This is a genomic window from Rhodobacter capsulatus (genome assembly GCF_052363185.1).
Taxonomy (GTDB): Bacteria; Pseudomonadota; Alphaproteobacteria; order Rhodobacterales; family Rhodobacteraceae; genus Rhodobacter; species Rhodobacter capsulatus_E.
The window spans coordinates 3,179,923-3,205,512 of the sequence record NZ_CP198955.1; the positions used below are offsets into that span (position 1 = coordinate 3,179,923).

23 protein-coding genes and 2 tRNA genes are annotated in these 25,590 nt (G+C 68.4%); 10 read left to right on the forward strand and 15 right to left on the reverse strand.

The window, feature by feature from the left end; translation table 11 throughout:
* Positions 1 to 91 precede the first annotated feature (91 nt).
* Both ACTTAG_RS15560 and ybaK read right to left on the reverse strand, forming a co-directional pair.
* Positions 92 to 1,012 (reverse strand): lipid A-modifier LpxR family protein, encoded by a 921-nt coding sequence (locus ACTTAG_RS15560; protein WP_444463123.1) that lies wholly within the window; start codon positions 1,010 to 1,012, stop codon positions 92 to 94.
* Between the two features lie 111 nt (positions 1,013 to 1,123).
* The gene (gene ybaK / locus ACTTAG_RS15565) at positions 1,124 to 1,603 is read right to left on the reverse strand and encodes a Cys-tRNA(Pro) deacylase (protein ID WP_444463124.1); all 480 of its coding nucleotides are present in this window, start codon (positions 1,601 to 1,603) and stop codon (positions 1,124 to 1,126) included.
* A gap of 150 nt (positions 1,604 to 1,753) precedes the next feature.
* On the opposite strand from ybaK, the gene ACTTAG_RS15570 reads away from it, so the two are divergent.
* The 3 genes from ACTTAG_RS15570 to ilvD all read left to right on the forward strand — a co-directional run bounded on the left by ACTTAG_RS15570 (position 1,754) and on the right by ilvD (position 5,883).
* A complete protein-coding gene (locus tag ACTTAG_RS15570; RefSeq protein ID WP_444463125.1) occupies positions 1,754 to 2,521 on the forward strand; it encodes a 3-hydroxyacyl-CoA dehydrogenase in 768 nt (255 codons plus the stop codon).
* Positions 2,522 to 2,532: 11 nt separating this feature from the next.
* On the forward strand, positions 2,533 to 3,711 hold the full coding sequence (locus tag ACTTAG_RS15575) for an acetyl-CoA C-acyltransferase (protein ID WP_444463126.1): 1,179 nt from the start codon (positions 2,533 to 2,535) through the stop codon (positions 3,709 to 3,711).
* 336 nt (positions 3,712 to 4,047) lie between these two features.
* A complete protein-coding gene (ilvD, locus tag ACTTAG_RS15580; protein WP_444463127.1) occupies positions 4,048 to 5,883 on the forward strand; it encodes a dihydroxy-acid dehydratase in 1,836 nt (611 codons plus the stop codon).
* Between the two features lie 57 nt (positions 5,884 to 5,940).
* On the opposite strand, the gene ACTTAG_RS15585 is transcribed toward ilvD, so the two are convergent.
* From ACTTAG_RS15585 to ACTTAG_RS15595, 3 genes are all read right to left on the reverse strand, one after another.
* The gene (locus ACTTAG_RS15585; protein WP_444463128.1) at positions 5,941 to 7,224 is read right to left on the reverse strand and encodes a hemolysin family protein; all 1,284 of its coding nucleotides are present in this window, start codon (positions 7,222 to 7,224) and stop codon (positions 5,941 to 5,943) included.
* A 5-nt stretch (positions 7,225 to 7,229) separates the two neighbouring features.
* Positions 7,230 to 7,904 carry an exopolysaccharide biosynthesis protein gene (locus ACTTAG_RS15590; RefSeq protein ID WP_444463129.1) on the reverse strand — a complete coding sequence of 225 codons (675 nt, stop codon included), beginning with the start codon at positions 7,902 to 7,904 and terminating at the stop codon, positions 7,230 to 7,232.
* 169 nt (positions 7,905 to 8,073) lie between these two features.
* Positions 8,074 to 8,517 (reverse strand): GNAT family N-acetyltransferase, encoded by a 444-nt coding sequence (locus tag ACTTAG_RS15595; protein ID WP_444463130.1) that lies wholly within the window; start codon positions 8,515 to 8,517, stop codon positions 8,074 to 8,076.
* 113 nt (positions 8,518 to 8,630) lie between these two features.
* On the opposite strand from ACTTAG_RS15595, the gene ACTTAG_RS15600 reads away from it, so the two are divergent.
* Together ACTTAG_RS15600 and ACTTAG_RS15605 are read left to right on the forward strand one after the other, a co-directional pair.
* Positions 8,631 to 8,819 (forward strand): DUF4169 family protein, encoded by a 189-nt coding sequence (locus ACTTAG_RS15600; protein ID WP_444463131.1) that lies wholly within the window; start codon positions 8,631 to 8,633, stop codon positions 8,817 to 8,819.
* A complete protein-coding gene (locus ACTTAG_RS15605) occupies positions 8,816 to 9,034 on the forward strand; it encodes a ribbon-helix-helix domain-containing protein (RefSeq protein WP_444463132.1) in 219 nt (72 codons plus the stop codon). The genes ACTTAG_RS15600 and ACTTAG_RS15605 overlap by 4 nt, the downstream gene beginning before the upstream one ends.
* Here ACTTAG_RS15605 and ACTTAG_RS15610 read toward each other — a convergent pair.
* From ACTTAG_RS15610 to ACTTAG_RS15620, 3 genes are all read right to left on the reverse strand, one after another.
* Entirely contained in the window at positions 9,019 to 9,849 is an 831-nt protein-coding gene (locus tag ACTTAG_RS15610) for a lysophospholipid acyltransferase family protein (RefSeq protein ID WP_444463133.1), read from the reverse strand. The two genes, ACTTAG_RS15605 and ACTTAG_RS15610, sit on opposite strands and share 16 nt — an antisense overlap.
* On the reverse strand, positions 9,846 to 10,625 hold the full coding sequence (locus ACTTAG_RS15615; protein ID WP_444463134.1) for a GNAT family N-acetyltransferase: 780 nt from the start codon (positions 10,623 to 10,625) through the stop codon (positions 9,846 to 9,848). Before ACTTAG_RS15615 ends, ACTTAG_RS15610 begins: the two co-directional genes overlap by 4 nt.
* A gap of 139 nt (positions 10,626 to 10,764) precedes the next feature.
* A complete protein-coding gene (locus ACTTAG_RS15620) occupies positions 10,765 to 10,944 on the reverse strand; it encodes a DUF3553 domain-containing protein (RefSeq protein ID WP_444463135.1) in 180 nt (59 codons plus the stop codon).
* Between the two features lie 40 nt (positions 10,945 to 10,984).
* Here ACTTAG_RS15620 and ACTTAG_RS15625 point away from each other — a divergent pair, with 40 nt between their 5' ends.
* Positions 10,985 to 11,617 (forward strand): histidine phosphotransferase family protein, encoded by a 633-nt coding sequence (locus ACTTAG_RS15625; RefSeq protein ID WP_444463136.1) that lies wholly within the window; start codon positions 10,985 to 10,987, stop codon positions 11,615 to 11,617.
* 15 nt (positions 11,618 to 11,632) lie between these two features.
* On the opposite strand, the gene ACTTAG_RS15630 is transcribed toward ACTTAG_RS15625, so the two are convergent.
* From ACTTAG_RS15630 to lsrF, 6 genes are all read right to left on the reverse strand, one after another.
* Positions 11,633 to 12,898: a glutamate-5-semialdehyde dehydrogenase gene (locus ACTTAG_RS15630; RefSeq protein WP_444463137.1), complete on the reverse strand. Its 1,266-nt coding sequence runs from the start codon at positions 12,896 to 12,898 to the stop codon at positions 11,633 to 11,635.
* Between the two features lie 64 nt (positions 12,899 to 12,962).
* Positions 12,963 to 13,039: transfer RNA gene (locus ACTTAG_RS15635), tRNA-Asp, on the reverse strand.
* Between the two features lie 183 nt (positions 13,040 to 13,222).
* Positions 13,223 to 13,299, reverse strand: a tRNA-Asp gene (locus ACTTAG_RS15640).
* An 84-nt stretch (positions 13,300 to 13,383) separates the two neighbouring features.
* Complete coding sequence (locus ACTTAG_RS15645; protein ID WP_444463138.1) at positions 13,384 to 14,376, reverse strand: sugar-binding transcriptional regulator; 993 nt, start codon at positions 14,374 to 14,376, stop codon at positions 13,384 to 13,386.
* Positions 14,373 to 16,829 carry a putative bifunctional diguanylate cyclase/phosphodiesterase gene (locus ACTTAG_RS15650; protein ID WP_444463139.1) on the reverse strand — a complete coding sequence of 819 codons (2,457 nt, stop codon included), beginning with the start codon at positions 16,827 to 16,829 and terminating at the stop codon, positions 14,373 to 14,375. Before ACTTAG_RS15650 ends, ACTTAG_RS15645 begins: the two co-directional genes overlap by 4 nt.
* 303 nt (positions 16,830 to 17,132) lie before the next feature.
* The gene (lsrF, locus tag ACTTAG_RS15655) at positions 17,133 to 18,008 is read right to left on the reverse strand and encodes a 3-hydroxy-5-phosphonooxypentane-2,4-dione thiolase (RefSeq protein ID WP_444463140.1); all 876 of its coding nucleotides are present in this window, start codon (positions 18,006 to 18,008) and stop codon (positions 17,133 to 17,135) included.
* Between the two features lie 235 nt (positions 18,009 to 18,243).
* On the opposite strand from lsrF, the gene ACTTAG_RS15660 reads away from it, so the two are divergent.
* From ACTTAG_RS15660 to draG, 4 genes are all read left to right on the forward strand, one after another.
* Positions 18,244 to 20,535: a methyl-accepting chemotaxis protein gene (locus ACTTAG_RS15660; RefSeq protein WP_444463141.1), complete on the forward strand. Its 2,292-nt coding sequence runs from the start codon at positions 18,244 to 18,246 to the stop codon at positions 20,533 to 20,535.
* Between the two features lie 185 nt (positions 20,536 to 20,720).
* Positions 20,721 to 22,493, forward strand: a complete 1,773-nt coding sequence (locus ACTTAG_RS15665; protein ID WP_444463142.1) for a cation:proton antiporter domain-containing protein — start codon at positions 20,721 to 20,723, stop codon at positions 22,491 to 22,493.
* A gap of 80 nt (positions 22,494 to 22,573) precedes the next feature.
* A complete protein-coding gene (locus ACTTAG_RS15670; RefSeq protein WP_444463143.1) occupies positions 22,574 to 23,398 on the forward strand; it encodes an NAD(+)--dinitrogen-reductase ADP-D-ribosyltransferase in 825 nt (274 codons plus the stop codon).
* 9 nt (positions 23,399 to 23,407) lie between these two features.
* Complete coding sequence (gene draG / locus ACTTAG_RS15675; RefSeq protein ID WP_444463144.1) at positions 23,408 to 24,292, forward strand: ADP-ribosyl-[dinitrogen reductase] hydrolase; 885 nt, start codon at positions 23,408 to 23,410, stop codon at positions 24,290 to 24,292.
* Here the strand turns inward: draG and ACTTAG_RS15680 are convergent.
* Positions 24,247 to 25,503 (reverse strand): cyclin-dependent kinase inhibitor 3 family protein, encoded by a 1,257-nt coding sequence (locus tag ACTTAG_RS15680; protein ID WP_444463145.1) that lies wholly within the window; start codon positions 25,501 to 25,503, stop codon positions 24,247 to 24,249. The two genes, draG and ACTTAG_RS15680, sit on opposite strands and share 46 nt — an antisense overlap.
* Positions 25,504 to 25,590 lie beyond the last annotated feature (87 nt).

Here is a 25,590-nt window from a genome sequence, read left to right on the forward strand (position 1 = left end):
TGATTAAGGCAAAACTAACATGGGTGATTCGGCTTGTGAATCCCCCTTTTTGACACAGATCAAGGAAACCGGAATCAGGGGCCTTTTCGACTCAGAATCGCAGCCGCAACCGCAGGGAGCCCACCATCTGCCCTTCGGACTGGCCGATGAATTCGGGCGAGAGCCAGGTGAGGCCGTAAAACAGCCCGACCCGGCCAAGCCGTGTCGAAACCCCGGCGCGCAGGCGGGTGCGGGTCGGCTCCGGTGCGGCGCCCCAGTCGGCGGGCAGATAAACGCTGTCGAAGACATGCGCGACATCGGCCCCGATCACGAAGGCGGTGCCGTCGCCGCCCGTGCCGCCGATGCCGACATAGCGCTGCCCGGTGATCTCGTCGCGCCGCCACAGCGCGCCGCTTTCGCGCTGCCCGAAGGCCAGATCGGCGCCCAGACGCACAAGCTTTTCATCGCCCGCCCGCGCTTCGACAAAGGGGCGCAACTCGGCCCGCCCCAGCGCCATCGGCCGGGCGATTTCGGCGCTGACCATCGGATAGATGTGATTGGGCAGTTGCGTCTGGGCGGCGCGCGGCCGGGGCTCGCCCAGCAGGTCATGCAGCGCCCGCTGCAGATCCGAAATCCCGTTCGCGGGGCCGGTCCAGACCAGACCGAAGCCCAGATCGGCCTCGGTGCCGGCGCCAAGGGCAAAGGGGGTGTGGATCGACAGCGACGATTTGCCGACATAGCGCCGGTCGCCGCGCAGGCTTTGCAGCCGCGAAGGGGCGATCACCGCGCCGCTCAGCCGGTATTCAAGGATCTCGAAGGGCTGGCGGGGCAGGCTGCCCGACCAGCCCGGCCCGCGCAGCCAGGACATCGTATAGGACCCGCTCTGCCAGCGGTCCCGGCCATCGCCCAGCGCGTCATTGTTCAGAAAATGGCCAAAACCCAGCGCCTTGCGGGCCGGGGTGTCGGCCTGCGCCATCGGGGCAAGGGCCAGAAGGCCGATCAGGGCAAGGGCAAGGGGGATCAGGCGCGGCATGTCTTTCCTGGCGGTCCGAAGCTTCAACACTGTTTACCACCTTTTCAGCCAAATCCGGCGAAACTGCGACGCGGCCGGGGTTTTCCGCGGCGGCGGCGGGCGGCGGGACGCCTAGCCCTCGGCCACCAGCCCCTGCGCCACGCCGCCCGACACCGCCAGCGCATCGGCAGGCGCCAGCCGCACCATCAGCCCGCGCTTGCCGCCATTGACCACGATCCGCGCCGCGCCCAGCGCCGCGGCCTCGAAGGCCACCGGCACCCGCTTCTTTTGCCCGAAAGGCGAAATCCCGCCGGTGTGAAAGCCGGTCAGCCGCTCGGCCTTCTCAGGCGGCATCATCGCCGCCGCCTTGGCGCCGAAAGCCGCCGCCACCTTCTTCATCGACAGCGTGCAATCCGACGGGATCACCGCGCAGGCGGGCTTGCCATTGACCTCGACCATCAGCGTCTTCAGCACCTCGGCGGGGTCCGCACCAATCGCCGCGGCGGCATGCAGGCCGATCTTGTCCTGCCCGGCGACGTAATCGTATTCGATCCGCTCGAAGGCCACCTTGGCGGCCTCAAGCGCGCGGGTGGCGGGGGTGGCTGTGCTCATCGGGCTCTCCTTTCCCCTGTCTTGCCAAGCCCCCTGCCCCCCGTCAACGCCGCAAATTCCGTTGCGTCGCAACCGCAGGATGTTCCGCCTTTGCCGTTGCCAGAGCCCCCCCGGCCGATAGGATTTGACGTCAGGGAAAGGGAGGCGAGGATGCAGATTTCAGACAGGGTCTTTCTGGTCACCGGCGGCGGCTCGGGGCTGGGGGCGGCGGTCGCGCGGATGGTCGTGGACGCGGGCGGCAAGGTGGTGATCGTCGATCTGAACGCCGAAGCGGGCATGGCGATGGTCTCGGATCTGGGCGCCGCGGCGCGGTTTTGCCGGGCCGATGTGGCGCAGGAGGAGGACGGCAGGGCCGCCATCGACCTCGCGGTCTCGGTCTTCGGGCGGCTCGATGCGCTGGTGAATTGCGCGGGCATCGCGCCGGGCGAAAAGATCCTCGGCCGCGAGGGGCCGCACCGGCTGGACAGTTTCGCCCGGGCGGTGACGGTGAACCTTGTGGGCACGTTCAACATGCTGCGTCTGGCGGCCGAGGCGATGGCGGGCAATGCCCCCGGCCCGGGCGGCGAGCGGGGGGTGATCGTCAACACCGCCTCGATCGCGGCCTTCGACGGGCAGATCGGACAGGCGGCCTATGCGGCGTCCAAAGGCGGCGTCGCGGCGCTGACCCTGCCTGCGGCGCGGGAACTCGCCCGGCACGGCATCCGCGTGGTGACGGTGGCGCCCGGCATTTTCCGCACGCCGATGATGGCGGGGCTGCCGCAGGAGGTGCAGGACAGTCTGGGCGCCTCGGTCCCCTTCCCGAACCGGCTGGGGGACCCCGCGGAATATGCGGCGCTGGTGCGCCATATCTGCGAAAACCAGATGCTGAACGGCGAAGTGCTGCGGCTGGATGGCGCTTTGCGAATGGCCGCGAAATGAGGGGGGAGAGAATGGATCCGGTGGTGATCGTGGGGATGGCCCGCACGCCGATGGGGGGCTTTCAGGGCGCGTTTTCGGACCTGAGCGCCGCCGATCTCGGCGCGGTGGCGCTTGGCGAGGCGCTTTGGCGCGCGGGTGTGCCCGCCGAGGAGGTGGACGAGGTACTGATGGGCTGCGTCCTGCCCGCCGGTCAAGGCCAGGCCCCGGCCCGGCAGGCGGCGCTGAAGGCCGGGCTACCGCTTGCGGCAGGGGCGACAACGATCAACAAGATGTGCGGTTCGGGCATGAAGGCGGCGATGCTTGGCCATGACCTTCTGCTGGCCGGGTCCGCGCGGGTGGTGCTGGCGGGCGGGATGGAGAGCATGACGAATGCCCCCTATCTGTTGCCCAAAGCCCGCGGCGGGCTGCGGCTGGGCCATGGGCAGGTGCTTGATCACATGTTCCTTGACGGGCTGGAAGATGCCTATGACCGCGGCCGGTTGATGGGCACCTTTGCCGAGGATTGCGCCGAGACGATGGGGTTCAGCCGCGACGCGCAGGATGCCTATGCGATTGCCTCGCTGACCCGGGCGCAGGCGGCGATTGCGGCGGGGCATTTCACCGCGGAAATCGCGCCGGTGGTGATTTCGGGCAAGACCGAGGTCCGGGTCGATACCGACGAGCAGCCCAGCAAGGCGCGGATGGACAAGATCGCGACGTTGAAACCCGCTTTCCGGCCGGGGGGCACGGTGACGGCGGCGAATTCGTCGTCGATCTCGGACGGGGCGGCGGCCCTGGTGCTGATGCGCGCGTCGGAAGCCGAAGCCCGCGGGCTGACGCCCTTGGCCCGGGTTTTGGGCCATGCGACCCATGCCGATGCGCCGAACCTGTTCCCGACAGCCCCCATCGGCGCGCTGACGAAACTGTCGGAAAAGCTCGATCTGGATCTGCGGGCGGTCGATCTCTTCGAGGTGAACGAGGCCTTTGCGGTGGTGGCGATGGCGGCGATGGCGGCACTGAACCTGCCGCATGAGCGGGTGAACCTGCATGGCGGCGCCTGCGCGCTGGGGCATCCGATCGGCGCTTCGGGGGCGCGGGTGCTGGTGACGCTGCTTTCGGCGCTGCGGACGCACGGGCTGAAAACCGGGGTTGCGACGCTGTGCATCGGCGGCGGCGAGGCGACGGCGATGGCGGTGGAGCTGATGTCGTAAGGGCGGGTTCGGGCGGAGAAGGAAAGGCACCGCCTTTCCCCGCCCGACAGCGCCCGGCTGCGACCAGACCACCAGCCCCAAGCACGACAGAGGCCGGCGCCCGACCCGGCGGGCGAGAAGCGCCCGCCGAGGGCGGGGCGGGCGCTGGCCGGCGGCCTTTGGGCCGCGGCCGGATACGGGGACAGGAACCGCATGGCCTCGGCGATGGCCGAGGCCAAATCGTCCCGGCAAGGGACGCCCCCCCGGAACTTGCCCCGCACCGCAAGGCTTCGGGTTGGCATATCCCCCCTGCCTGCGCTAGAAGGGCGCAAGCCAAAGCCAGCCCGGAGACGCCAGATGCCGCATTATCGTTCCCGCAAATCGACCCATGGCCGCAACATGGCGGGGGCGCGTGGCCTCTGGCGCGCGACCGGCATGACGGATGGCGACTTCGGCAAGCCGATCATCGCCGTCGTCAACTCCTTCACCCAGTTCGTGCCGGGGCACGTTCACCTGAAGGACCTTGGCCAGATGGTCGCCCGCGAAATCGAGGCCGCAGGCGGTGTCGCCAAGGAATTCAACACCATCGCCATCGACGACGGCATCGCCATGGGCCATGATGGGATGCTCTATTCCCTCCCCTCGCGCGAGGTGATCGCCGACAGCGTCGAATACATGGTCAACGGCCATTGCGCCGATGCGATGGTCTGCATCTCGAACTGCGACAAGATCACGCCGGGCATGATGATGGCGGCGATGCGGCTCAATATCCCGGTGATCTTCGTCTCGGGCGGGCCGATGGAGGCGGGCAAGATCAGCCCCGACGTGATCGACCATGACCTTGACCTTGTCGATGCGATGGTGGTCGCGGCCGACGACAGCTACACCGATGAACAGGTGGAGGCGATCGAGAAAGCCGCCTGCCCGACCTGCGGCTCTTGCTCGGGGATGTTCACCGCGAATTCGATGAACTGTCTGGCCGAGGCGCTGGGTCTGGCGCTGCCGGGCAACGGCTCGATGCTGGCGACCCATGCCGACCGCAAGGCGCTGTTCCTGGAGGCCGGGCGGCGCATCGTCGATATCACCAAGCGCCATTACGAGGGCAACGAACCGGGCCTTCTGCCACGTGACATCGCCACCCGTCAGGCGTTCGAAAACGCCATGAGCCTGGATATCGCCATGGGCGGCTCGACCAATACGGTGCTGCACCTGCTGGCCATCGCCTACGAAGGCGAGGTGAATTTCACCATGGACGACATCGACCGGCTCAGCCGCAAGGTTCCGGTGCTGTGCAAGGTCGCCCCCGCCAAGCAGGATGTGCACATGGAAGACGTGCACCGCGCCGGGGGCATCATGGGCATTCTGGGCGAGATGGGCCGGGCGGGTCTTCTGCATCTGAACGCCCGCACCGTGCATGCGGCCTCGATGGGCGAGGCGATCGCGACATGGGACGTGATGACGGCGAATGATCCGGCCGTTGACACTTTCTACCGCGCCGCGCCCGGCGGCGTGCGCACGACCGAGGCGTTCTCGACCGGGAACCGCTACAAGGAAGTGGACCGCGACCGCACCGCAGGGGTGATCCGCTCGGCCGAACATGCGTTTTCAAAGGATGGCGGTCTGGCGGTGCTTTTCGGCAATATCGCGGAAAACGGCTGCATCGTGAAGACCGCGGGGGTGGACGACTCGATCCTCAAATTCACCGGCACGGCGAAAGTCTTTGAATCGCAAGATGATGCGGTCTCGGGCATCCTGACCGGCAAGGTCACCGAGGGCGAGGTGGTGGTGATCCGCTTCGAAGGCCCGCGCGGCGGCCCGGGCATGCAGGAGATGCTTTACCCGACGAGCTATCTGAAATCGAAAGGGCTGGGCAAGAAATGCGCCCTGCTGACCGATGGCCGCTTCTCGGGCGGGACCTCGGGGCTCTCGATCGGCCATGTCAGCCCCGAGGCCGAGGAAGGCGGGCTGATCGGTCTGGTCGAAACCGGCGACGTGATCGAGATCGACATTCCGAACCGCACCATCCATCTGGCGGTGGCCGAGGATGTTCTGGAAGCGCGGCGTGCCGCCAAGGGGCCGCTGCCCTGGGCCCCCGCCGCGGCCCGTCCGCGTCATGTCTCGACCGCGCTGAGGGCCTATGCGATGTTCGCGTCTTCCGCGGCAAAGGGCGGCGTGCGCATCCTGCCGAAGTGATCGGCCCGCGAAGAATACCCCAAAAAACAAAGGCCCCCGACCGGGGGCCTTTTGCTGTCAGGCACCGGCGCGGCTGACCAGAAGTTTGTCGATGCGCCGCCCGTCAAGGTCCACGACCTCGATCCGCCAGCCCTGCAGCATCAGCACCGCGCCCACCTCGGGCAGGCGGCCCATCTCGTCCAGCACCAGACCCGCCACCGTTTCGTAGCCGCGCCCCTCGCGCAGGGTCAGCCCCAGATGATCGGCGAATTCGTCGGCCGGCATCCAGCCCGCCACCAGAAGCGAGCCATCGGCGCGGGTCACCACCTTCGGCTCCTCGGGCGTGCCCGCCTCGTGGAAATCGCCGGTGATCGCCTCCAGCAGGTCCATCGGCGTCACGATGCCTTCGAAATGGCCGTATTCGTCAAAGACCAGAACCACATGCGCCGGGGCGCTGCGCAGGGTTTCCACCAGATCCAGCGCCGACATGCCGTCGCGCACGACCGGCGCGGGCAGGATCAGGGCGCGCAGATCCACCGCCTCGCCGCGCGGGCGGGTTTCCAGAAAATCGCGCGCATGCAGCACGCCCACGATGTCATCGGGGCCGCCGTCGCGCACCGGAAGCCGGGAATGCCGGGTCTCGCGGAAGCGCTTGACGATCGCGGCAGGACTGTCGGTCACATCGACCAGCTCGACCTCGTGGCGCGGCGTCATCAGCCCCCGCGCGGTGCGGTCGGCGATCCGCATCACCCCGGCGATCATCTCGGTCTCGGCTTCCTCCATCACGCCTGCGGTCTGCGCCTCGGCCAGAACCAGCTTCACCTCCTCGTCGGTGACGCCGCTTTCGGCCACGCCCGACTGGCCCAGCACGAACAGAACCAGCCGCCCCGACACATCCAGCAGCCAGACCACCGGCGCCGCGATCAGCGCAATCGCCTGCAAAAGCGGCGCGATGCGCACCGCCACCGCCTCGGGGCGGCGCAGCGCGATCTGTTTCGGCACCAATTCGCCAAAGACGAGCGAGGCATAGGTGATCGCCACCACCACCCCCCCCACGCCCAGGGTGTCGGCCAGACCGGGCGCCAGCCCCTGCCCCGCAAGCCAGGTCGACAGCCGCAGCCCCAGCGTCGCGCCGGAAAAGGCGCCCGAGAGCACCCCCACCGCGGTGATGCCGATCTGCACCGAGGACAGGAACCGCCCCGGTTCCTCGGCCAGACGCATGGCGATGCGGGCGCCGCGGCTGCCGCGATCGGCCAGAACCCGCAGTCGCGCCGTGCGCGAGGAGACGATGGCCAGTTCCGACATCGCCAGAACGCCATTCACCAGGGTCAGCAGCAGCACGATGGCAATTTCAAGGAACATCTTTTTCAGGACCAGGTTTCAAGAACATGCATCGCGGCCATGACCATCGCCCATATCACCCCATGCACCACCGCCAGCGCGACAAGGCCCGCGGCCACCCCCGCCAGAACCCAGACGCCGTCGCGCTCGAACAGGCCCAGACCGATCAGCGCCAGCGCGAAGGCTGGGCCGATATTGCCCAGCGGGATCGGCAGCGTCAGGATGATCGCCAGCACCAGCGCCAGCAGCCCCAACCCCTGTTCCGCCCATTTCGAGGACAGAAAGCCCAGACGCGGCTTCAGCAACCGCTCGGCGCGGGACAGGCGCGGCACCAGCACGGCGGTCAGGCGCGCGAAATCCGCCCGCGCCAGCGAGCGTTTCGCCACAAAGGCGGGAAACCACGGCGGGCCGCCCACAAGCATCTGAAAGGTCAGAAAGATCAGCGGCAGGCCCAGCACGGCCGAGGTGCCGGGCGGCGTCGGCAGCACATTGGGCAGCGAAAAGATCACCAGAAGCGGGCCGAAGGCGCGGACGCGCAGTCGGTCCAGCAGGTCCGAGAGCGCGATGCGTTCGCGGCTTTTGTCTTCGGACAGCTCCGTCAGCAGCTCCGACAGCCGCTCGGGCCGGGGATTGCGCGCCAGACGCTGGCGCAACCGGGCGGCAACGGCCCTCGCCCGGGCGCGCGCGGCGGGGCCGGACATGCGGCTCATCTCCGGCGGCCCGCGAAAACGGGGACCGGCAGGGGTCGACAACGGGCAGCACGGCACGGCATGACGGACCTTCGGGCAAGGAATCGCAAGGGGTTGGCTCGCAGATAATCGGCCCCCGGCCCCTTCGCAAGTGCGGTGCGACCCTTTGATCGGACCGGGCTCAGGGGACGACGGCGTAAAGGATGAACCCCGAGGCCGGGGCGTAGCTGTCATAAAGCGCCCGCGCCGGGGCATTGTTTTCGGCGGTCAGCCAGCGCAGCGAACTGCAGCCGCGGTCCCGGGCGAAGGCGCGGACATGGTCGATCAGCGCCCGGCCGACCCCTTTGCCGCGCGCCTGCGGCACGGTGAAAAGGTCGCTCAGATAGACAACCATCCCCCCCGAGAGCGAGCGATGCATCAGTGAATATTGCACAAGGCCCAGCGCCGTGCCATCCGCGTCGCGGGCAAGATCGGCCCAGTAGGGCTCGGTGTCGGACTGGATCCAGTCCCAGACCCGGGCCTCGGCGCCGGTGGCGTCGGTCCGGTAAAAGGCGGCATAGGCGCGAAACAGCGCCTCCCAATCGGGACGGTCGGCTGGGGTGACGGGGGCAATGGTCAGGGTCATGGCGGCGCTCCTCCTTGGCACAGCCAAGCGCAAGTGGATGGCGGTGGCAAGCGGGCAAAGCGGGCGATCGCTGCCCGGATTGCACGCGGCGCGCGGCCATGCGATGCTGGGCCATGGCCGAGATCGTCAATCTGAACCGTTTCCGCAAAGCCGCCGCCCGCGCCGAAGCCAAGGCCGCGGCCGATGCCAATGCGGCCAAATTCGGCCGCACCAAGGCGCAGAAAAAGCGGGAAGAGGCCGAGGCCGCCAAGGCCCGCGCCGCGCTTGACGCCCATCGCCGCGACGGCGAGGAGAAGGCGTGAGCGAGGCCCCGCGCAAACATTCGCTGACGCTGGGCGGGCACCGCACCTCGGTCTCGCTGGAAGATGATTTCTGGTCGGGGTTCAAGGACTTGGCCGCCGCCCGCGGGCTGGGCATCAACGAGGCCGCGCGCGAGATCGACGCCGCCCGCGCGCCCGGCACCGGGCTGGCCACGGCGATCCGGCTGGCGGTCTTGCGCCATTACCGCGACCGCTGATCCATCCCGCGGCGCACCGCCGCCTCGCAGGCCGCCGCCAGATCCTTGCGCGAGGGGAAATCCGACACGTCAAGCGGCGCATGGAACACCACCTCGACCGCGCCCTGCCGCGGCGCCGAGAGCACCTTGGCCAGATGCGTGGCAAAGGCCATGTCGCGCCACCAGCCGTAAAACCGCGGATCTTCGCCCTTTGGGGCGGTATAGATCACCGTGACGGGCTGGATCTGCATCACCTTGTCAAGCCCGTGGGTGTAGAAGGCGGCGAAAAGCGTCGTCTTGAAGGGCAGCACCTGCAGCCCGTCGGTCGAGGTGCCCTCGGGGAAGAACAGCAGGTGATGGCCGTTGCGGATGCGGTCTTCGAAGATCGCCTGCTGCGCCTTTGCCTCGCGCGGGTCGCGGCGGATGAAGACGGTGCCCGTCGCGCGGGCGAGCCAGCCGACAAAGGGCCAGCGCGCCACCTCGTCCTTGGAGACGAAGTAAAGCTGCTGACAGGCGTTCAGGGTGAAGATGTCCAGCCAGCCGGTGTGATTGGCGACGACGGCGCCGATATGCTGCATCGGCCGGCCGCGGACGCTGTAGCGCAGGCCGAGGATGACGACGCAGAGGCGGCAGACGACGGTGGTGATCGCCGGGGTCCAGGGCCGATGCGTGCCATGCAGCGGCCGCTCGACCAGCCGCACCGCCAGATGCACGATCAGCCCCGCCAGCAGCAAAAGCGCCATCGGCCCGCCGCGCAGGATCATCCGCCCCCGCCCCGCCAGCGTCGGGGGGCTGTCGGGGGGCGGCTCGTCGCCCATCCAGATCGGTCGTGTCATCCGCGCCCCTCCGCCCGTCGCGTGTAGAATTCCCGGTGCTTCTCCGACATCGCCTGCGTATCCATCAGCAACATGACATCGGTGGTGTTGAAGGGCCGGTCGACAAAGGCGCCCTCGCCGACAAAACCGCCCAGACGCAGGTAGGCCTTGATCAGATTGGGCATCGCCTCCATCGCGCTGCGACGATCCAGCGCATCTTCGGGCACCAGATCCATGCGCTGAAAATGCTTCGCGCGCGGGCGCAGCCCCTCGGGGGCGAGGTGGTGGTGGTGCAGCCAGGACAGCGGCTGTTGCAGCGCCGCGACATCGGTGCCGTGAAACGAGGCGACGCCGAACAGGATCTCGATCTCATGCGCCAGGACGTAATCGGCCAGCGCATTCCACAGCATCAGCATCGCCGCCCCGCCGCGGTGATCGGGATGCACGCAGGACCGCCCCAGTTCCAAAAGCCGCCGCCCCGAGGCGCGCAGCGGCGTCAGGTCATATTCCGCATCGCAGTAAAAGCGCCCGATCTCGGCCGCCCGGTCGGACCGCAACAGCCGGTAAGCCCCCACCACCCGGTCCAGATCCTCTTCGGGTTTCGCCGCGTCGATCAGCACCAGATGGTCGTAAAGCGGGTCGAATTCATCCGCCTCCAGCCGGTTTTCGTGGTCGATCAACGGCCCGGCGCCGCCCAGTTCCTCGACGAAAACGGCATAGCGCAACCGCTGCGAGGCCCGAATGTCCTGTGCATCCCGCGCCAATCTGATTTCGTAGGAAAGCGGTGCTGCCGCCATGCTCAAAGCCTTCTGATTCTTCCGATGTAGGCATCCGCGCGTTCCGGTGCAATGACGGCGGAGATGTGCAACCCTACCGCGATCCGCGGTCACAATTGAATGACAGGTGTTAACCAGTTCTAAAGCTGTTAACCTTTTATCAACCTTGGTCGGGAATAACGAGGGCTAGCTGCACCCGTCGCCCGTCGATCACCTGTTTGCCGACATGTTCGAAATTGACCGTCACCTTGTCGCCCACGCGCGACTGCACCTGCCCAAGACCCCACTCGGGGGCCTGGGGGTTTTTCACCAGCATCCCCGGTTCCAGAAACTCGTTCATCCTGCCCTCGCTTCGGCGCCCCCCGAAAGGGAGACCTTCCATGCCCCATGACGCTTTTGCCCCCGCGCCCCTGTCCGAAACCGCGCCCTCCGAGGCCGATCTGGTGGCGCTTGTCGGCTCGCGACTCTGCCACGACCTTATCAGCCCTTTGGGGGCGATCGGCAACGGGGTCGAACTGCTGGCCATGTCGGGGCTTGCCGACAGCCCCGAGGTGCAGCTGATTTCGGAAAGCGTCGCGGCGGCGAATGCGCGGATCAAGTTCTTCCGCATCGCCTTTGGCCAGGCCTCGGCCGATCAGCGCATCGGCACGCCGGAAATCCTTGGCGTGCTTGAGGAAATCTCGCGCGGGGGGCGGGTGAAATACCACTGGCTCGGCGCGGGCGACCAGTCGCGGCGGGTGGTGAAGCTGATCTTCCTGGCGATCCTGTGCCTGGAACCGGCGCTGCCCTGGGGCGGCGAGGTGGTGATTTCCGAAGAAAACGGCGAATGGCGTCTGGCGGCCCAGGCCAAACGCACCAAGCCCGACCCGGAGCTGTGGTCGCGGCTTTCGGGCAGCCTTGGCACGGTCAGCCCGGCACAGGTGCAATTCCTGCTGTTGCCGCGCGAGGCCGGGCATCAGGGCCGCCGCGTCCTTTGGGAGCTGACCGAGACCAGCGTCGAGATCCGGTTCTGAGCCTCAGGCCCGGCCCTAGGTGCGGATCGTCCCGTCGCCGCGCACGATATATTTGAACGAGGTCAGCTGCTCGGCCCCCACCGGGCCGCGCGCATGCAGCTTGCCCGTCGCGATGCCGATTTCCGCGCCCATGCCGAATTCGCCCCCGTCCGCGAACTGGGTGGAGGCATTGCGCATCAGGATCGCCGAATCGAGCCGTTCAAAGAACCGCGCCGCGGTGGCGTCATTCTCGGTCAGGATCGATTCGGTGTGGCTCGACCCATAGCGGCGAATATGGGCAATCGCGCCATCGACCCCGTCAACGAGCTTCGCCGCGCAGATCATGTCGAGGAATTCACGGCCGAAATCCTCCTCTGCCGCGGGAACGGTGCCGGGAATATGCGCCAGATCGGCCGAAACCCGCATCTCGACGCCCTTGGCGATCAGATCCTCGATCAGCACCGCGCCGTGTTTGGCGTAAAACGCCCGGTCGATCAGCAGACATTCCATCGCGCCGCAAATGCCCGTCCGCCGGGTCTTGGCGTTCACCACCACACGGCGGGCTTTCTCCAGATCCGCCTCGGCATCGGCGTAGATGTGGCAGATGCCCTCAAGATGCGCGAAGACCGGCACCCGGGCTTCGGCCTGCACAAGGCCCACCAGCCCCTTGCCGCCGCGCGGCACGATCACGTCGATATGGGCCACGGCGCGCAGCATCTCGGCCACCGCGGCACGGTCGCGGGTGGGGACAAGCTGGATCGCCGCTTCGGGCAGGTTCGCCGCCTTCAGACCCGCGACCATGCAGGCGTGAATGGCGCGCGAGGAATGGAAGCTTTCCGAGCCGCCGCGCAGGATCACCGCATTGCCCGCCTTCAGGCACAGCGCCCCGGCATCGGCCGTCACGTTCGGGCGCGATTCGTAGATCACGCCGATGACGCCCAAAGGCGTGCGGATGCGCTGGATGTGCAGCCCCGTCGGCCGGTCCCATTCGGCGATCACCTCGCCCACCGGATCGCGCTGTTCGGCCACGGCGCGCAGACCATCGACGATGCCGCGAAGACGGGATTCGTCCAGCATCAGCCGGTCCATCATCGCGGGCGAAAGCCCCTTGTCGCGGCCATAGGCCAAGTCTTCGGCATTGGCGGCAAGGATCGCCTCCTTGCGGGCAGCGACCTCATGGGCCGCCGCGATCAGCGCGGCATGTTTGCGCTCGGCGCTGGCATAGGCCAGCTCGGCCGCGGCCGCGCGGGCGGCAACGCCCATGGTGTCGATCAGGGTTTTCGCATCCAGCTCGTCGCGCATCACAGATCCTCCGTTGGGCGCGTGATACGCCACGAAGGGGGAAGCGTCCAGAGGGAGGGAAAAGTGGCGCGGTTGACGGGGCTCGAACCCGCGACCCCCGGCGTGACAGGCCGGTACTCTAACCAACTGAGCTACAACCGCGCGATGGGCGGGGTGTAACGAAGCCGCGCGAGGGCGTCAAGCAGGAAAGCGCAGTTGTTTGGCGGGGGAGATCCTGGGCAGCGGAGGGCCTGGGGCAAGCAGGCCCCGCGACCGCGCCGGGCGGCCGCCCTGCGGCGGGCCCGAAAAGCAAAAGCCCCCGCTGGCGCGAGGGCTTTTTGAAAGTGGCGCGGTTGACGGGGCTCGAACCCGCGACCCCCGGCGTGACAGGCCGGTACTCTAACCAACTGAGCTACAACCGCGCATTTCTCCCGGGCCGTAACCTCGGGCGTGGGAGGCTTCTACGCATCCCCGCCCCCCCCGTCAAGCGGTCAAACGCGAAAAATTCACCCCAGAAGCAGGGCGAATTCCGCCTGCTCCTCTTCTTCGAGCAAGGCCACCGCGGTGCGGCTGTCGGTGATCAGCTCCTGCAGCAGCCCGCCCGAGAGCGCCGCATGCACCGCCGCGACCTTGTCGGCCCCGCCCGCCAGGCCGATCACCCGCCGCCCGGCGAAATCCCCGGCCAGCGGCGCCAGCGTGCGGGCCGCCAGCGCACTGGGCAGTTCCCGGCCCGCATCGTCGAAGAACCGGCCCAGAATCTCGCAGGCGGCACCCTGAGAGACGATCTCGGACAGGTCCTCGGCGCCGATCATGCCCGATTGGTGCAGCTGGTTTTCCGGCGCGCCGCGGCCGATGCCCACCACCCAGACCTCGGCCTGCCGCGCCATCTCGGCCACCTTGCGCACCACCGGCTGGCGCCGCAGATCCTCTGCCTCCTCGGCGGAGGCGGCGTAAAGCGCGGTCGGATAGGGAAAGGCCTGCGCCCCCAGCCGCTGCGCGATCTGGTGCATCACCACATGCGGATAGGCGGTGTGCGAAAAGGTCAACTCGCCCAAGAGCGACACGAAGCGCAGGCTGGTCAGCCGCATTTCGGGCAGTTGCCCCACCATCGCGGCGATGGTGCGCCCATGCGAGAGGCCGACGATACCCGGCGTGCTGCGCGCCTGCACAAGCCGCACCAGATGCCGGGCGGCCGCGGCGGCGACCACCGGGATCGGGTCCTCCTCCCCCGGCACCATCGGCGCGACGCAGACCGCGCCCAGATCGAAACGCGCGCGCAGGCGGCGGCTCAGGCGGCGGATCAGCCGCGCCCCCTCGGCGGCATCGGCGGGCGGCACGGCCTCGCTTGCGCCCTGATCGAGCAGCGCCTGCACCCGCTCGGGCGGCAGGCCCAGCCGCCAGCCGATCTCCTCGACCGCAAGGCCGCCGATGTCATGCAGCCAGCGCGCCCGCGATTCGGGCGTGTCGGGATGGGGAAGCCGATGCGGCGGTGCGGTCATGCGCCTGATCCTCCGACGCCGGCGGCCACCGCGACCTGCGGCCGCGACATGGCGGCAAGATAGCGCGCCTCGAAGCTGCGCAGCGCCAGCGGCCGGCCCAGCAAAAAGCCCTGCATCGCGGGACAGCCCTCGTCTTGCAGGATGGAAAACTGCGCCTCGGTCTCCACCCCCTCGGCGATCGCCCGCAGCCCAAGCGCCCCGGCCATCGCCAGGATCGCCCGCACCAGCGCCCGGGCACGGCCCGGTTCGGGCCCGTCAAGGCCACGCACGAAAGAGCGGTCGATCTTGATTTCCGCCACCGGCAGGCTTTGCAGCACCCCCAGCGCCGATTGCCCGGTGCCGAAATCGTCGATGGCGATCTTGTAGCCCGCGTCGCGCAGCCGTTCGAGATTGCGCTGCTGGCGCATCCCCGGCGCCGAAAACCCGGTTTCGGTCAGCTCCACCGTCACCAGCGCGGGGTCGAGACCGACCCGCAACAGCCGCTCGGCCAGATCGGCATGGCCCGGCTCGTCGAGCGTGGTGGCATTGAGGTTGACCGCCAGCGGCAAGGCGATCCCCCGCGCCGCCCAGCCCGTCATCAGCGCCCCGGCCAGCCGCATCACTTCAAGGTCGATCGCCGAGACCAGCCCGTCGATCTCGGCCACCGGGATGAATTCGGCGGGCGAGATCGGGCCCAGCTCGGCATCGGTCAGGCGCAACAGGGCCTCGGCGCCGATCAGCCGGATCCCGTCCGAGGTCGCGAATTTCGGCTGCAGATGCAGCTCGAAACTGCCCTCCTCCAGCGCCCGGTGCAGCGCCTGCGCCACCGCGGTGCGGCGTTCGAACTGCGCGCCGATCTCGGGCGAGAACAGCGTCACCGTGTTGCGGCCGCGCGCTTTCGACTTATGCATCGCCATGTCGGCATTGCGCAGCAAGGCCTCGGCCGAGCCGCCCGGCCCGGCCTGCAACGCGATGCCGATCGAGACGGTCATGAAGCACTGGCGCCGCTGCAGCCGCATCGGCCGGGCAAAGGCGCGCACGATTTCCCAGCTGCGCGATTCGGCGGCCAGCGCATCCGCCCCCGGCAGCAGCACGACGAAATCGCCCTCGCCGGTGCGCGCCAGAAGCGCCCCTTCGGGCAGGCCCTGCTCCAGCCGCTTCGCCGCCGACTTGATCAGCTGATCCGCCGTCTCGTGGCCCAGCGTGTCGTTGATCAGGCGGAAATTGTCGAAGTCGATGCACAGCACCGCCATCGGCCGCGCCTCGCTGTCGAGGTGCGTCAGGCGCTCGCCCAGCAGCCGCATCATCAGATAGCGGTCGGGCAGGCCGGTCATCAGATCATGGGTGGCGATGAAGCGGGCATTTTCGATCGAATGTTCCAGCTGCTGGCGCAGCTCGTGAAGGGTGGTGATGTCGGTCAGCGACAGCAGCAGCCGCCCCACCCCGGCATCGGGCGGCAGCACCACCAGATCGACCTGCAGCATCCGCAGCCGCCCGCCGCGCCGCAGCCGGATCCGCACCGGTTCGTTGCCCTCGGGGTCCTCGATCGCGGCAAACAGATCTGCCCGCCCGTCCTCGATCGTCAGCAGTTCCGCCAGCAGCCGCCCGCCCAGATCGACCGGACCGCCGCCGATCAGCGCACAGGCCGCGGGATTGCAGAACACCACCCGGTCCTGCGCATCCAGCACGATCTTGCCGCCGGGAAGCGCGTCAAGGATCGTCGTCAGCCGGTCGCGTTCCCGCGCCAGCTCCCCCTCCAGCGTCGAGACCGCCGTCATGTCGAGATCGCAGCCGATCAGATAGCTCATCTCGCCCATGGCATCCCAGCGCACCGCCCGGCAAAACGACAGAAAGGTGACCCAATGCCCCAGCCGATGCCGCGAGCGTGACAGATATTGCACCATCTCGCCACGATCGAGCCGGGCCCGCATCTCGGGGGCTTCGAAGCCCGCGACATCCTCGGGGTGGCTCATCCGCGCCCAGTCGTCATGGCTGAAGGGCTCCAGCTCCTCGGGCGCATAGCCAAGCCGCGCCTTCCACGAGGGGGCCACGTCAAGCGCCCCGCTGCGCAGATCGACAGACCAGCAGGAGGTGGGGGTGATGCCGGCGCATTCCAGGGTGTGCCGGGCCACATGCAGCGCCGCATCAAGCCGGAACAGCCGCCCCGCCACTGCGCCCTGCGGCGGCCCGGCTGCACTGGCCGCGCTGGCGGCCGGTTCCAGATTGGTCAGCACGAAGGCCTCGTCCTCGGCGCCCCAGCGCATGCGCAAAAGCACCGCCCCCCCGGGGGCATCGGCCAGATCGAGACCAAGCCGCCCGGGCCGCGGAGCGGCGGTCAGGAACCGGCACAGATCCGCGCGATCCTCGGGGTGGAACCGCGCGGCAAAAGCCTCCAGCGCCAGCGTGACCGCCCCGGAGCCGCGGCCAAGCACCACCTCCGGCCCCAGCGGACCGGTCTGGACGTGCCATGGCATCTCTGCGGCGCAAGCTGACGCCCAAACGCCCGATGCCGGCTCGAAACGAGGCTTGCGCACGGCCAATCCTGTCTCCGGGTTCTCCCTATTGGCTGGAATGCTAACATGACTTCACGCATGGGGCGAGTGCAAAGGCGCCCCGGACCCCTGGACCAAAGGACCGGATGGCGGGGGTTTTGCGCCATGACGCTGCGTCACGATGCCCCGGGGGGTTGGGCGCCGCATCGGAAAACGGGAAAGCCCCGGTCCTGCGACCGGGGCTTTCGCGGATATCCGGGCCCCTTCCGGGGCTTGGCCTGGCTCTCAGCCCTTGAGATCCAGGAAGAACTGATAGGCTTCCTTGGCGGTGTAATTCTCGTGCACCACCTTCGAGACCGCCTGGATCATCGCCACCGGGGCTTCCGACTGGAAGATGTTGCGGCCCATGTCGACCCCCGCCGCGCCCTGGTCGATGGCTTTATACGCCATGTCCAGCGCCTCGAGTTCCGGCAGCTTCTTGCCGCCCGCGATGACGAGCGGCACCGGGCAGCCCGCCGCGACCTTTTCGAAGCCCTCTTCGACGAAATAGGTCTTGACGTAATGCGCCCCCAGCTCGGCGGCGATCCGCGTCGCCAGACCGAAGTAGCGGGCGTCCCGCGCCATGTCCTTGCCGACCCCGGTCACGGCGAGCGTCGGAATGCCGTAGCGCGTCCCGGTGTCGATCAGCTTCAGCACGTTGGTGATCGACTTGTGTTCATATTCCGAGCCGATATAGACCTGCGCCGCCATCGCGCAGACACCCAGCCGGATCGCATCCTCGATCTCCACCGCGACGGTTTCATTCGAGAGTTCCGTCAGGATCGAATTGCCCCCCGAGCAGCGCAGCGCGACGGGCTTCGTATTCGTCGGCGGCACGGTCGAGCGCAGCGCGCCCCGCGTGCACATCAGCACATCGGCATGATCGCACAGAGGCAGGATGTTCAGATCCATCCGTTCGAGCCCGGTGGCGGGGCCCTGGAAATAGCCGTGATCAAAGGCCAGCATCACCGTGCGGCCGGTCTTCGGGTTGAAGATGCGGCTCAGCCGATTCTTCATCCCCCAGTCGTAATGGGCCGCGCCCTTGAGGAAGAAGCCCTGCAGATCGGCCGGTCGGTCGAGCCCGAAATCCTTGCCTTCCTTGATGTCGTCGAGATCGGCCATGGTCGTTCCTTTCACAGTCAGGCCGGGGCCGAAACCGGTCCCCGGGGTCAGGCGGGCAGCCCGCCTGCGATCGGCGGCAAGATATCGCCGCCGGGGCGGAGTTCCTAGCGCAGCCGCAGTCGCAGCGCCGACATATTGCCGCATGGCGGGCGCCCGCCCCGGCACCGGGGCGCCGTTTACGCAATGTTTCCGCTTCGGGCCTAGGATCGGCGCGACTCCGAAGGGGAAAATACCGATGAAAAACCCGTTGAAATCTGTCTCGGGCAAGCTGGGCCTCGTGGCAGGCCTCGCCATTTCGCTGATCGTGCTGGGATATACCGCCTACAGCGGCTGGAAGACCTCGGTCCGGGTCGAGGCGCAGGTGATGGCAGAGGCCACCGGCAAGGCGCAATTCGCCTCGGGCGAGGTGGCGCGGCAGATGACCGAGGCGGTGGCCGCGGCAGAGGCGCTCAATGGCATGGTCACCGGCCTGATGCAGACCGGCAAGGCCGACACGTCCCAGATCATCGCGATGCTGCAAAACGTGCCGATGCGCTACGACAACCTGTTTTCCTCCTGGATGTCGGCGATCCCCGGCGGGGTCACCGACAGCTACCTGACCGGCGCTGAGGGGCGCAATGCCGCGGGCGAGTTTTCGCCCTATTGGACCAAGGACGGTCAGGGCGGGCTGACCTTCCAGACCTTCCCGATCGACCCGAAGGAAATGTGGTTCGATATCCCCACGAAAACCGGCAAGAGCCTGACAACAGAGCCTTATCTGACCCAGCAAGGCTATATTGTCACCTCGATCTCGGTGCCGATGCAGATCGAGGGCAAGACCGTCGGCCTGATCGGCGTCGACATCACGCTGGCCGAGATGACCAAGATGATGGCGGCGATGGAAACCTTCGAGGGCGGGCAGATGATGCTGGTCGACGCGGCGGGCAAGTGGATCGCCACCCCCGATCCGGCGCTGTTCACCAAACCCTATGAAGGGGTCGGCGCGGATCTGCTGACGGCGGCGCTGGCCGATGGCCAGCCGCGGGTGATCGAGGGCTTCGAGGATGGCCGCCGCCGGCTGATCTATCCGTTCTCGGCCAAGGGCATGAATGCGACCTGGGCCACCGTGCTCGACGTTCCGGGCGCGGTCTTCTCGGCGCCGGTCCGTCATGAGGTGCTTTCGACCACGCTGGGCGGGATCGCGATGCTGGTGATGACGCTGGGGGCAATCTATCTTGCCGCCTCGGCGCTGGTGCAACGGCCGCTGGGCCGGATGCTGACGGCGGTGAACGGGCTGGCCGCGGGGATCTATGACAAGGCCGTGCCGGGGGTGGAGCGGCGCGACGAAATCGGCACCATGGCCGCTTCGGTCGAAACGCTGCGGCATGTTCTGGCCGACAAGAGCCGTCTGGAAGCCGAACAGGATCGCCTGCGCGCCGAGGCCGAGACCGAACGGCGTCAGCGCGAGGCCGAGGCGGCCCGCATGGCCGAGGAACGCGAGGCCGCCCGGCTGGCCGAAATGGACCGCGAACGGCGCGAGGCGGCGGCCGCGGAAGAGCTGCGCCGGTCGGAAGAGGCGCAACGCCAGGCCCGGGCGGTGGAGCAATCGACGGTGGTGGACAGCCTCGCCTCGGGTCTGCGCGACCTGGCCCGCGGCCATCTCGACGTCGAGATCGCAACCCGCTTCCCGGAGGCTTACGAACAGCTGCGCACCGATTTCAACGAGACCGCCAGCCGGCTTGCCGAGGTGATGGGGTCGATCGACGCCGCGACGCGTTCGATCACCGGCGGGGTCGAGGAAATCACCGGCGCGACCACCGATCTGTCGCGGCAGGCCGAAACCTCTGCGGCGACGCTTGAGGAGACGGCGGCGGCGCTGAACGAATTGACCGCCTCGGTGCAGTCGGCGGCGCAAAGCGCGCGTCGGGTCGACAGCCTGGTGCGCGGCGCGACGGAAAAGGCCCGGACCACGACCCAGGTGGTCGAGGATACCGTAACCGCGATGGGAGCGATCCAGACCTCGTCCGAACAGATCTCGAAGATCATCACCGTGATCGACGATATCGCCTTCCAGACCAACCTGCTGGCGCTGAACGCCGGGGTGGAGGCCGCACGGGCGGGCGAAGCCGGGCGCGGCTTTGCCGTCGTCGCCTCGGAGGTGCGGGCGCTGGCGCAGCGCGCCTCGGAGGCCGCGCGGGAGATCGGCGCGCTGATCTCGAGTTCGGGCGAACAGGTGACCAATGGCGTCACCCTGGTCGGCCGGGCGGGCGAGGCACTCAGCGCCATCGTCGAATCGGTCGAGACGATCGCGACCCATGTCGGGGAAATCGCCTCCTCGGCCAATGAACAGGCGGCCGGGATCGGCGAGATCAGCTCGGCGATGAACCAGCTCGACCGGACGCAGCAACACAATGCCGCCGCCTACGAGGAAACCGCCGCCGCCTGCATGACGCTGAGCGGACAGACCCGCGGCCTGCGAGAGCTTGTCAGCCAGTTCCGCATCGCCGCCGCGGCGCAGGGCGGCGCGCCCCGGGCCGACGCCGCCTGAGCCCTGCCTGAGCCCCGCCCGGGGCCCGGTTTCGGCCGGGCATCGGACGCAGGGGCGGGGTCCGGCGACCCCGCCTCTGACCGCCTCCGCCGAAGCCGGCGGAACGTCTCTGCATTTTTCGGACCGACTGCCGCAGGCGCCATCTGACCACTGGCACATGACCGCGCAGCGTGTTTCAACGGATCATGTCCATTGCATCAGAAATCGGCCTCTACCGCGAGGCCCTGGTTTTCCTCGGCACCGCCGGGGTGATCATCCCGTTGATGACGCGCTTCCGCGTCAGCCCGGTCGTCGGCTTTCTTGTCGCCGGCCTGCTGCTGGGGCCGAATGCGATCGGCCGCTTTGCCGAAGCCTTTCCGCCGCTGGGCTGGATCACCATCCGCTCGCAGGAAGCCGTCGATCAGCTGGCGGAACTGGGCGTGGCCTTCCTTCTGTTCACCATCGGGCTGGAACTCTCGCTGGACCGGCTCTGGACGATGCGCCGCACGGTCTTCGGGCTGGGCATGGCGCAGGTCGCCCTGACCACGGCGGCCATCGCCATCACCGCCTTTGCCTTCGGCAACCCGATCGACGCCAGCCTGGTGATCGGCGCCTGTCTGGCGCTCTCCTCGACCGCGATCGTGGTGCAGCTTCTGGCCGAACAGCACCGGCTGACCTCGGTCGCGGGCCGCAACATCTTCGGTGTTCTTCTGGCGCAGGACCTGGCGGTGGTGCCGATCCTGTTCCTGATCGTCGTCTTCGGCGAGGCGGGCAAGGGCGGTGCCGAAACGCTGACCCTGCAGACCGTGCTCTCGGGCCTTGGCATCGCGGTCCTGCAGGCGGTCGCCGCGATCAGCCTGATCGTCGGCGTCGGACGGGTGATCTTGCGGCGCCTGTTCCGCTCGGTCGCGCGCACCCACAACCGCGAGCTGTTCATGGCGGCGATCCTCTTCGTCGTCGTCGGCACCTCGCTGATCACGCAATTCGCGGGCCTCTCGATGGCGCTGGGCGCTTTCCTGGCCGGGCTGCTTCTGGCCGAGACCGAGTTCCGCCGTCAGGTCGAGGTCGACATCGAGCCCTTCAAGGGCCTGCTTCTGGGGCTTTTCTTCATCTCGGTGGGGATGCGCATCGACCCTGCGGCGGTGGCGCAACACCCGTTCATGCTGGCGATATCGGTGATCGGCATGACCGGGCTCAAGGCGGCGGTGATCGCGGTTCTGGCGCGGCTCTTCGGGCTGAGCTGGCCGGTCGCGCTTGAAGCCAGCCTGCTCTTGGCGGGCGGGGGCGAATTCGCCTTTCTGGTGCTCAGCCTGGCCGGGTCCAGCGGCCTGACGACGCCCGAGGTGGAACAATTCATGCTGCTTGTCGCCTCCGGCACGATGCTGGCGACGCCGGTTCTGGCGCGGATGGGGCGCAGCCTGGGCCAGCGCAGCACCCGGGCCACCGCGCTGACCGACCTGCCGCCGGACAGCGGCGAAACCTTGGCCGGGCGGCCGCTGGTGATCGGCGCGGGCCGGGTCGGTCGGCTGGTCTGCGACGTGATTGCGGGCGAGGGACATGTGCCGCTGGTCATCGACCGCGATGCCGAGCTGGTGGCGCGGGGCCGCAACGAGGGCCGCGACGTGATCTTTGGCGATGCCCAGCGCCCGGGCATCTTGCGCAAATGCGGCATCGAGACCGCGCCGGTGGCGGTGGTCACGCTGCATGATGCGACGGCGACCGAACAGGTGGTGACGATGCTGCACCGGCTGCGCCCCGACCTGCCGGTGATCGCGCGGGCCCGCGATGCCGAACATGCGGTGCGGCTCTTTTCGATGGGGGCGGCGCAGGTCATTCCCGAGGCCTTCGAGACCGGGCTGGATCTGGCGGGCGACACCCTGCGCCGTCTGGGCACGACGCCCGAGCGCGCCGCGGCGCTGCTCGAATCGCGGCGCGAGGCGATGATGCGGCTTTTGCGCAGCGAACCCGGCACGCGCTGAGCGGGCAGGAAACGGGCCAGCCCGGGCCTGCGCGCAAACGCGCCCTTTGCAGGGCGGGGGCAAGGCCGCATCATCCGGGCATGGATGACAGCTCTTCCCCCCCTCGGCGCGGCCCGGGCCATTCGACCAATCTGGTCGGACGGCCCTCGGCCTTCATGGCGAGCCCCGGCTTCAACGATGCGCCCGTTGCGCTGCATATCTGGGGCGTGCGGGAAATGAACCCGGCCCTGTTCACCATGCTGGATCAGGCCGAGACCCTGCCCGAGGCGGGCGAGGCCTTTCTTTCCTATATGGTCGCGATGTTCGGCATCGACCCCGAGCAGCGCGAGGCGGCGCCGGGCAGCCGCAAGCGGTTCCGGTCTTCCTTCCTGCGGCTCATTCAGGGCTGGGGCTTCGACAGCAACGGCCCCGAGGGCGCGGTGCTGAAAGGCTGGGTCGAAAGCCGGTTCGGCATCCTGCCCAGCTTTCACAAGGAGATCATCGCCGATCTGCAGGGCCCGGTCTGGCAGGCCTATGTGGCCGAACGGATGCAGAGCCGCTTTCACGACAATGCCATTCTTGTGCAGCTCGATCTTCTGTTCGAATTCTGCCAATGGGCGATTGCGCGCTTCGCCTATCCGGGGCAAAGCCACATCACGCTCTATCGCGGCATCAATGCGGTGGACCGGCATGGCATTCTGGAGCAACCCAGCCGACGCGAAGCGGTGATCCGGCTCAACAATCTGGTCTCGTTTTCCTCGGATCGCGAGGTGGCCGACTGTTTTGGCGACCGCATCCTCACGACGCGGGTGCCGCTGGCCAAGGTGCTGTTCTTTCCGGGCCTGCTGCCCTCGCATCTGTTGCGGGGCGAGCGCGAATTTCTGGTGCTGGGCGGCGCGTTCCGGGTCAGTATCGAGGATATCTAGGGGGATGCGATGAGCGATATGCAGGATCGGGCGCTGGCGGCCTTTCTCGGCTTTGCGCTGGGCGATGCGCTGGGGGCGACGGTCGAATTCCTGACGCCGCGCGAGATCGCCGCGCGGCACGGCCAGCACCGCGAGATCATCGGCGGCGGCTGGCTGAAGCTGAAGCCCGGCGCGGTGACCGACGACACGCAGATGGCGCTGGTTCTGGGGCGCTCGCTGATCGCGCGGCGGGGCTTTGACGCAAGGGATGTCTGCGCCGGTTTTGCGACCTGGCTGAAATCGGGTCCGGCCGATGTCGGCAACACCTGTCGGCGCGGCATCCGGCGGTTTCTGGAGCAGGGCACGGTCGAGGGCCCCTATGCCGAGGATGACGCGGGCAATGGCGCGGCGATGCGGGTGCTGCCGGTGGCGCTGGCGACGCTGGGCCACCCCGAACGCGCCGCCGCCTGGACCGTGGCACAGGCGCATGCGACGCATAACCACCCGCTGTCGGATGCCGCCTGTGTCGCGCTGGTGCGGATGGTGCAGGGGCTGGTGCGGGGCGAAGGCGGCGCGGTCATCGCGCAGGAGGCCGCGGCGCTGATCGCGCAACATCGCGATTTCCGTTTCACCCCCTATCGCGGCCGGTCCTCGGCCTTCGTGGTCGAGACGCTGCAGACGGTGCTGCATTACACGCTGTCGTCGGACAGTTTCGAGGAGGTGCTGATCGGCACCGTCAATCAGGGCGGCGATGCCGATACGACGGGCGCGCTGGCGGGGATGCTGGCCGGGGCGCGCGGCGGGATGGCGGCGCTGCCGTCGCGCTGGCTGGACGCGCTTGACCTCGCGGTGACGGCCGAGATCCGCGCTCAGGTGCCGCAACTGCTGGCGCTTTCGGGGATCTCCGAGAGCTGACGCGCCAGATCGGCCTTGCGGGCCAGAAGCTTCTCGGCCAGCGCCTCGCGGCCATGATGGCGGGCGACGACCTTGCGGATCGCGGCTTCGGGCAGGCCGACCACCACGGTCAGCGCGGCGCGCAGGGCCGCGGGCGGCATCGGGCCGAACAGCTGCAGGGCAAAGGGGTTGTCGGGGTCGTCGCGCAGGCGCGTGACCTCGGGGACGGAGGGGCCGAAGGCGCGGCCCTTGGGGTCGCCCTGCGCGCGAAAGTCGAGTGCGCCGCCAACGTCAAGCGTCGTCACCACGCCGCCGATCACGCCCTGATTGTCGCCCTGAAACCCGGCGGCGTCCCAATTGGCCAGCCAGGCATGCACGCCGAACCAGTGCCAGGCCTGCACGCGCTCGGCCGGGTCCAGCTGCGACAGGCGGGATTTTTCCAGATCGACGAAGACCGTCGCCACCTGATCGGGGGCCGCGCAAGGAAGGTAGGAGAGCACCGGTGCCCCGGCCAGACGGTAAAGCGCCGCCGCCAGATATTCGTTCCGGGCATGGGCGGGGCTTTCCAGCTCCTTGACGTAGCACCGTCCGCCCGCCGCATCGGCCCAGATCCCGCCGGGGTTTGAACCCAGCCGCCCGCCGACGCGCGTCATCTGAGCCGGATCGACCCGCGGCGGTTCGGCCAGCGGCCCCGTCGCGCGGACAAGGGCCAGTTGCGCGGGCGTCTCGATCGCGCCGGGCCGGGCTGTCCGCACGGCTTTCACCGCCGCTTTCGGATCGGCGCCCAGTTCCACCAGCAGCCGCGCCGCGATCATCCCCGCCCGGCCAAGACCCCCCTTGCAATGCACGACGATATCGGCGCCCGCGCGCAGGGCTGCGCGGATCACCCGCCCCTCGGCCTGCCAGCGCGCTTCAAAGGCCGGGGTCGGCACGGAATAATCGGCAATCGGCAGGTGATGCCAGTCGATCCCGCGCGCGCGGACCTGCGTGCCCAGATCGGGGACCTTGAGCATGCCCAGTTCCTGCGGCTCGACCAGCGTCACGACATGGGTGGCGCCCCAGTCGGCAATCGCATCGAGATCAAGGCCCAGATCGCGCGCCCAGGCGCCCGACATCGCGGCGCGGTCGTGCTTGCCGGGGCAAAAGGTGATGCCGATGCGGCCCATGCCGGGCCCGGCCGGAACTTCGGCGATCTGCAGCGGATGGGTAAGGCTGGTGCGGGCGGTGGCCATGATCCCCTCTCGGTCCGGGGGGCAGGATAGGCGGGCGACACGGGGCGCCCAAGGCCCGCAAAGTCGCAGGGCCGGGAAACCCCGGCC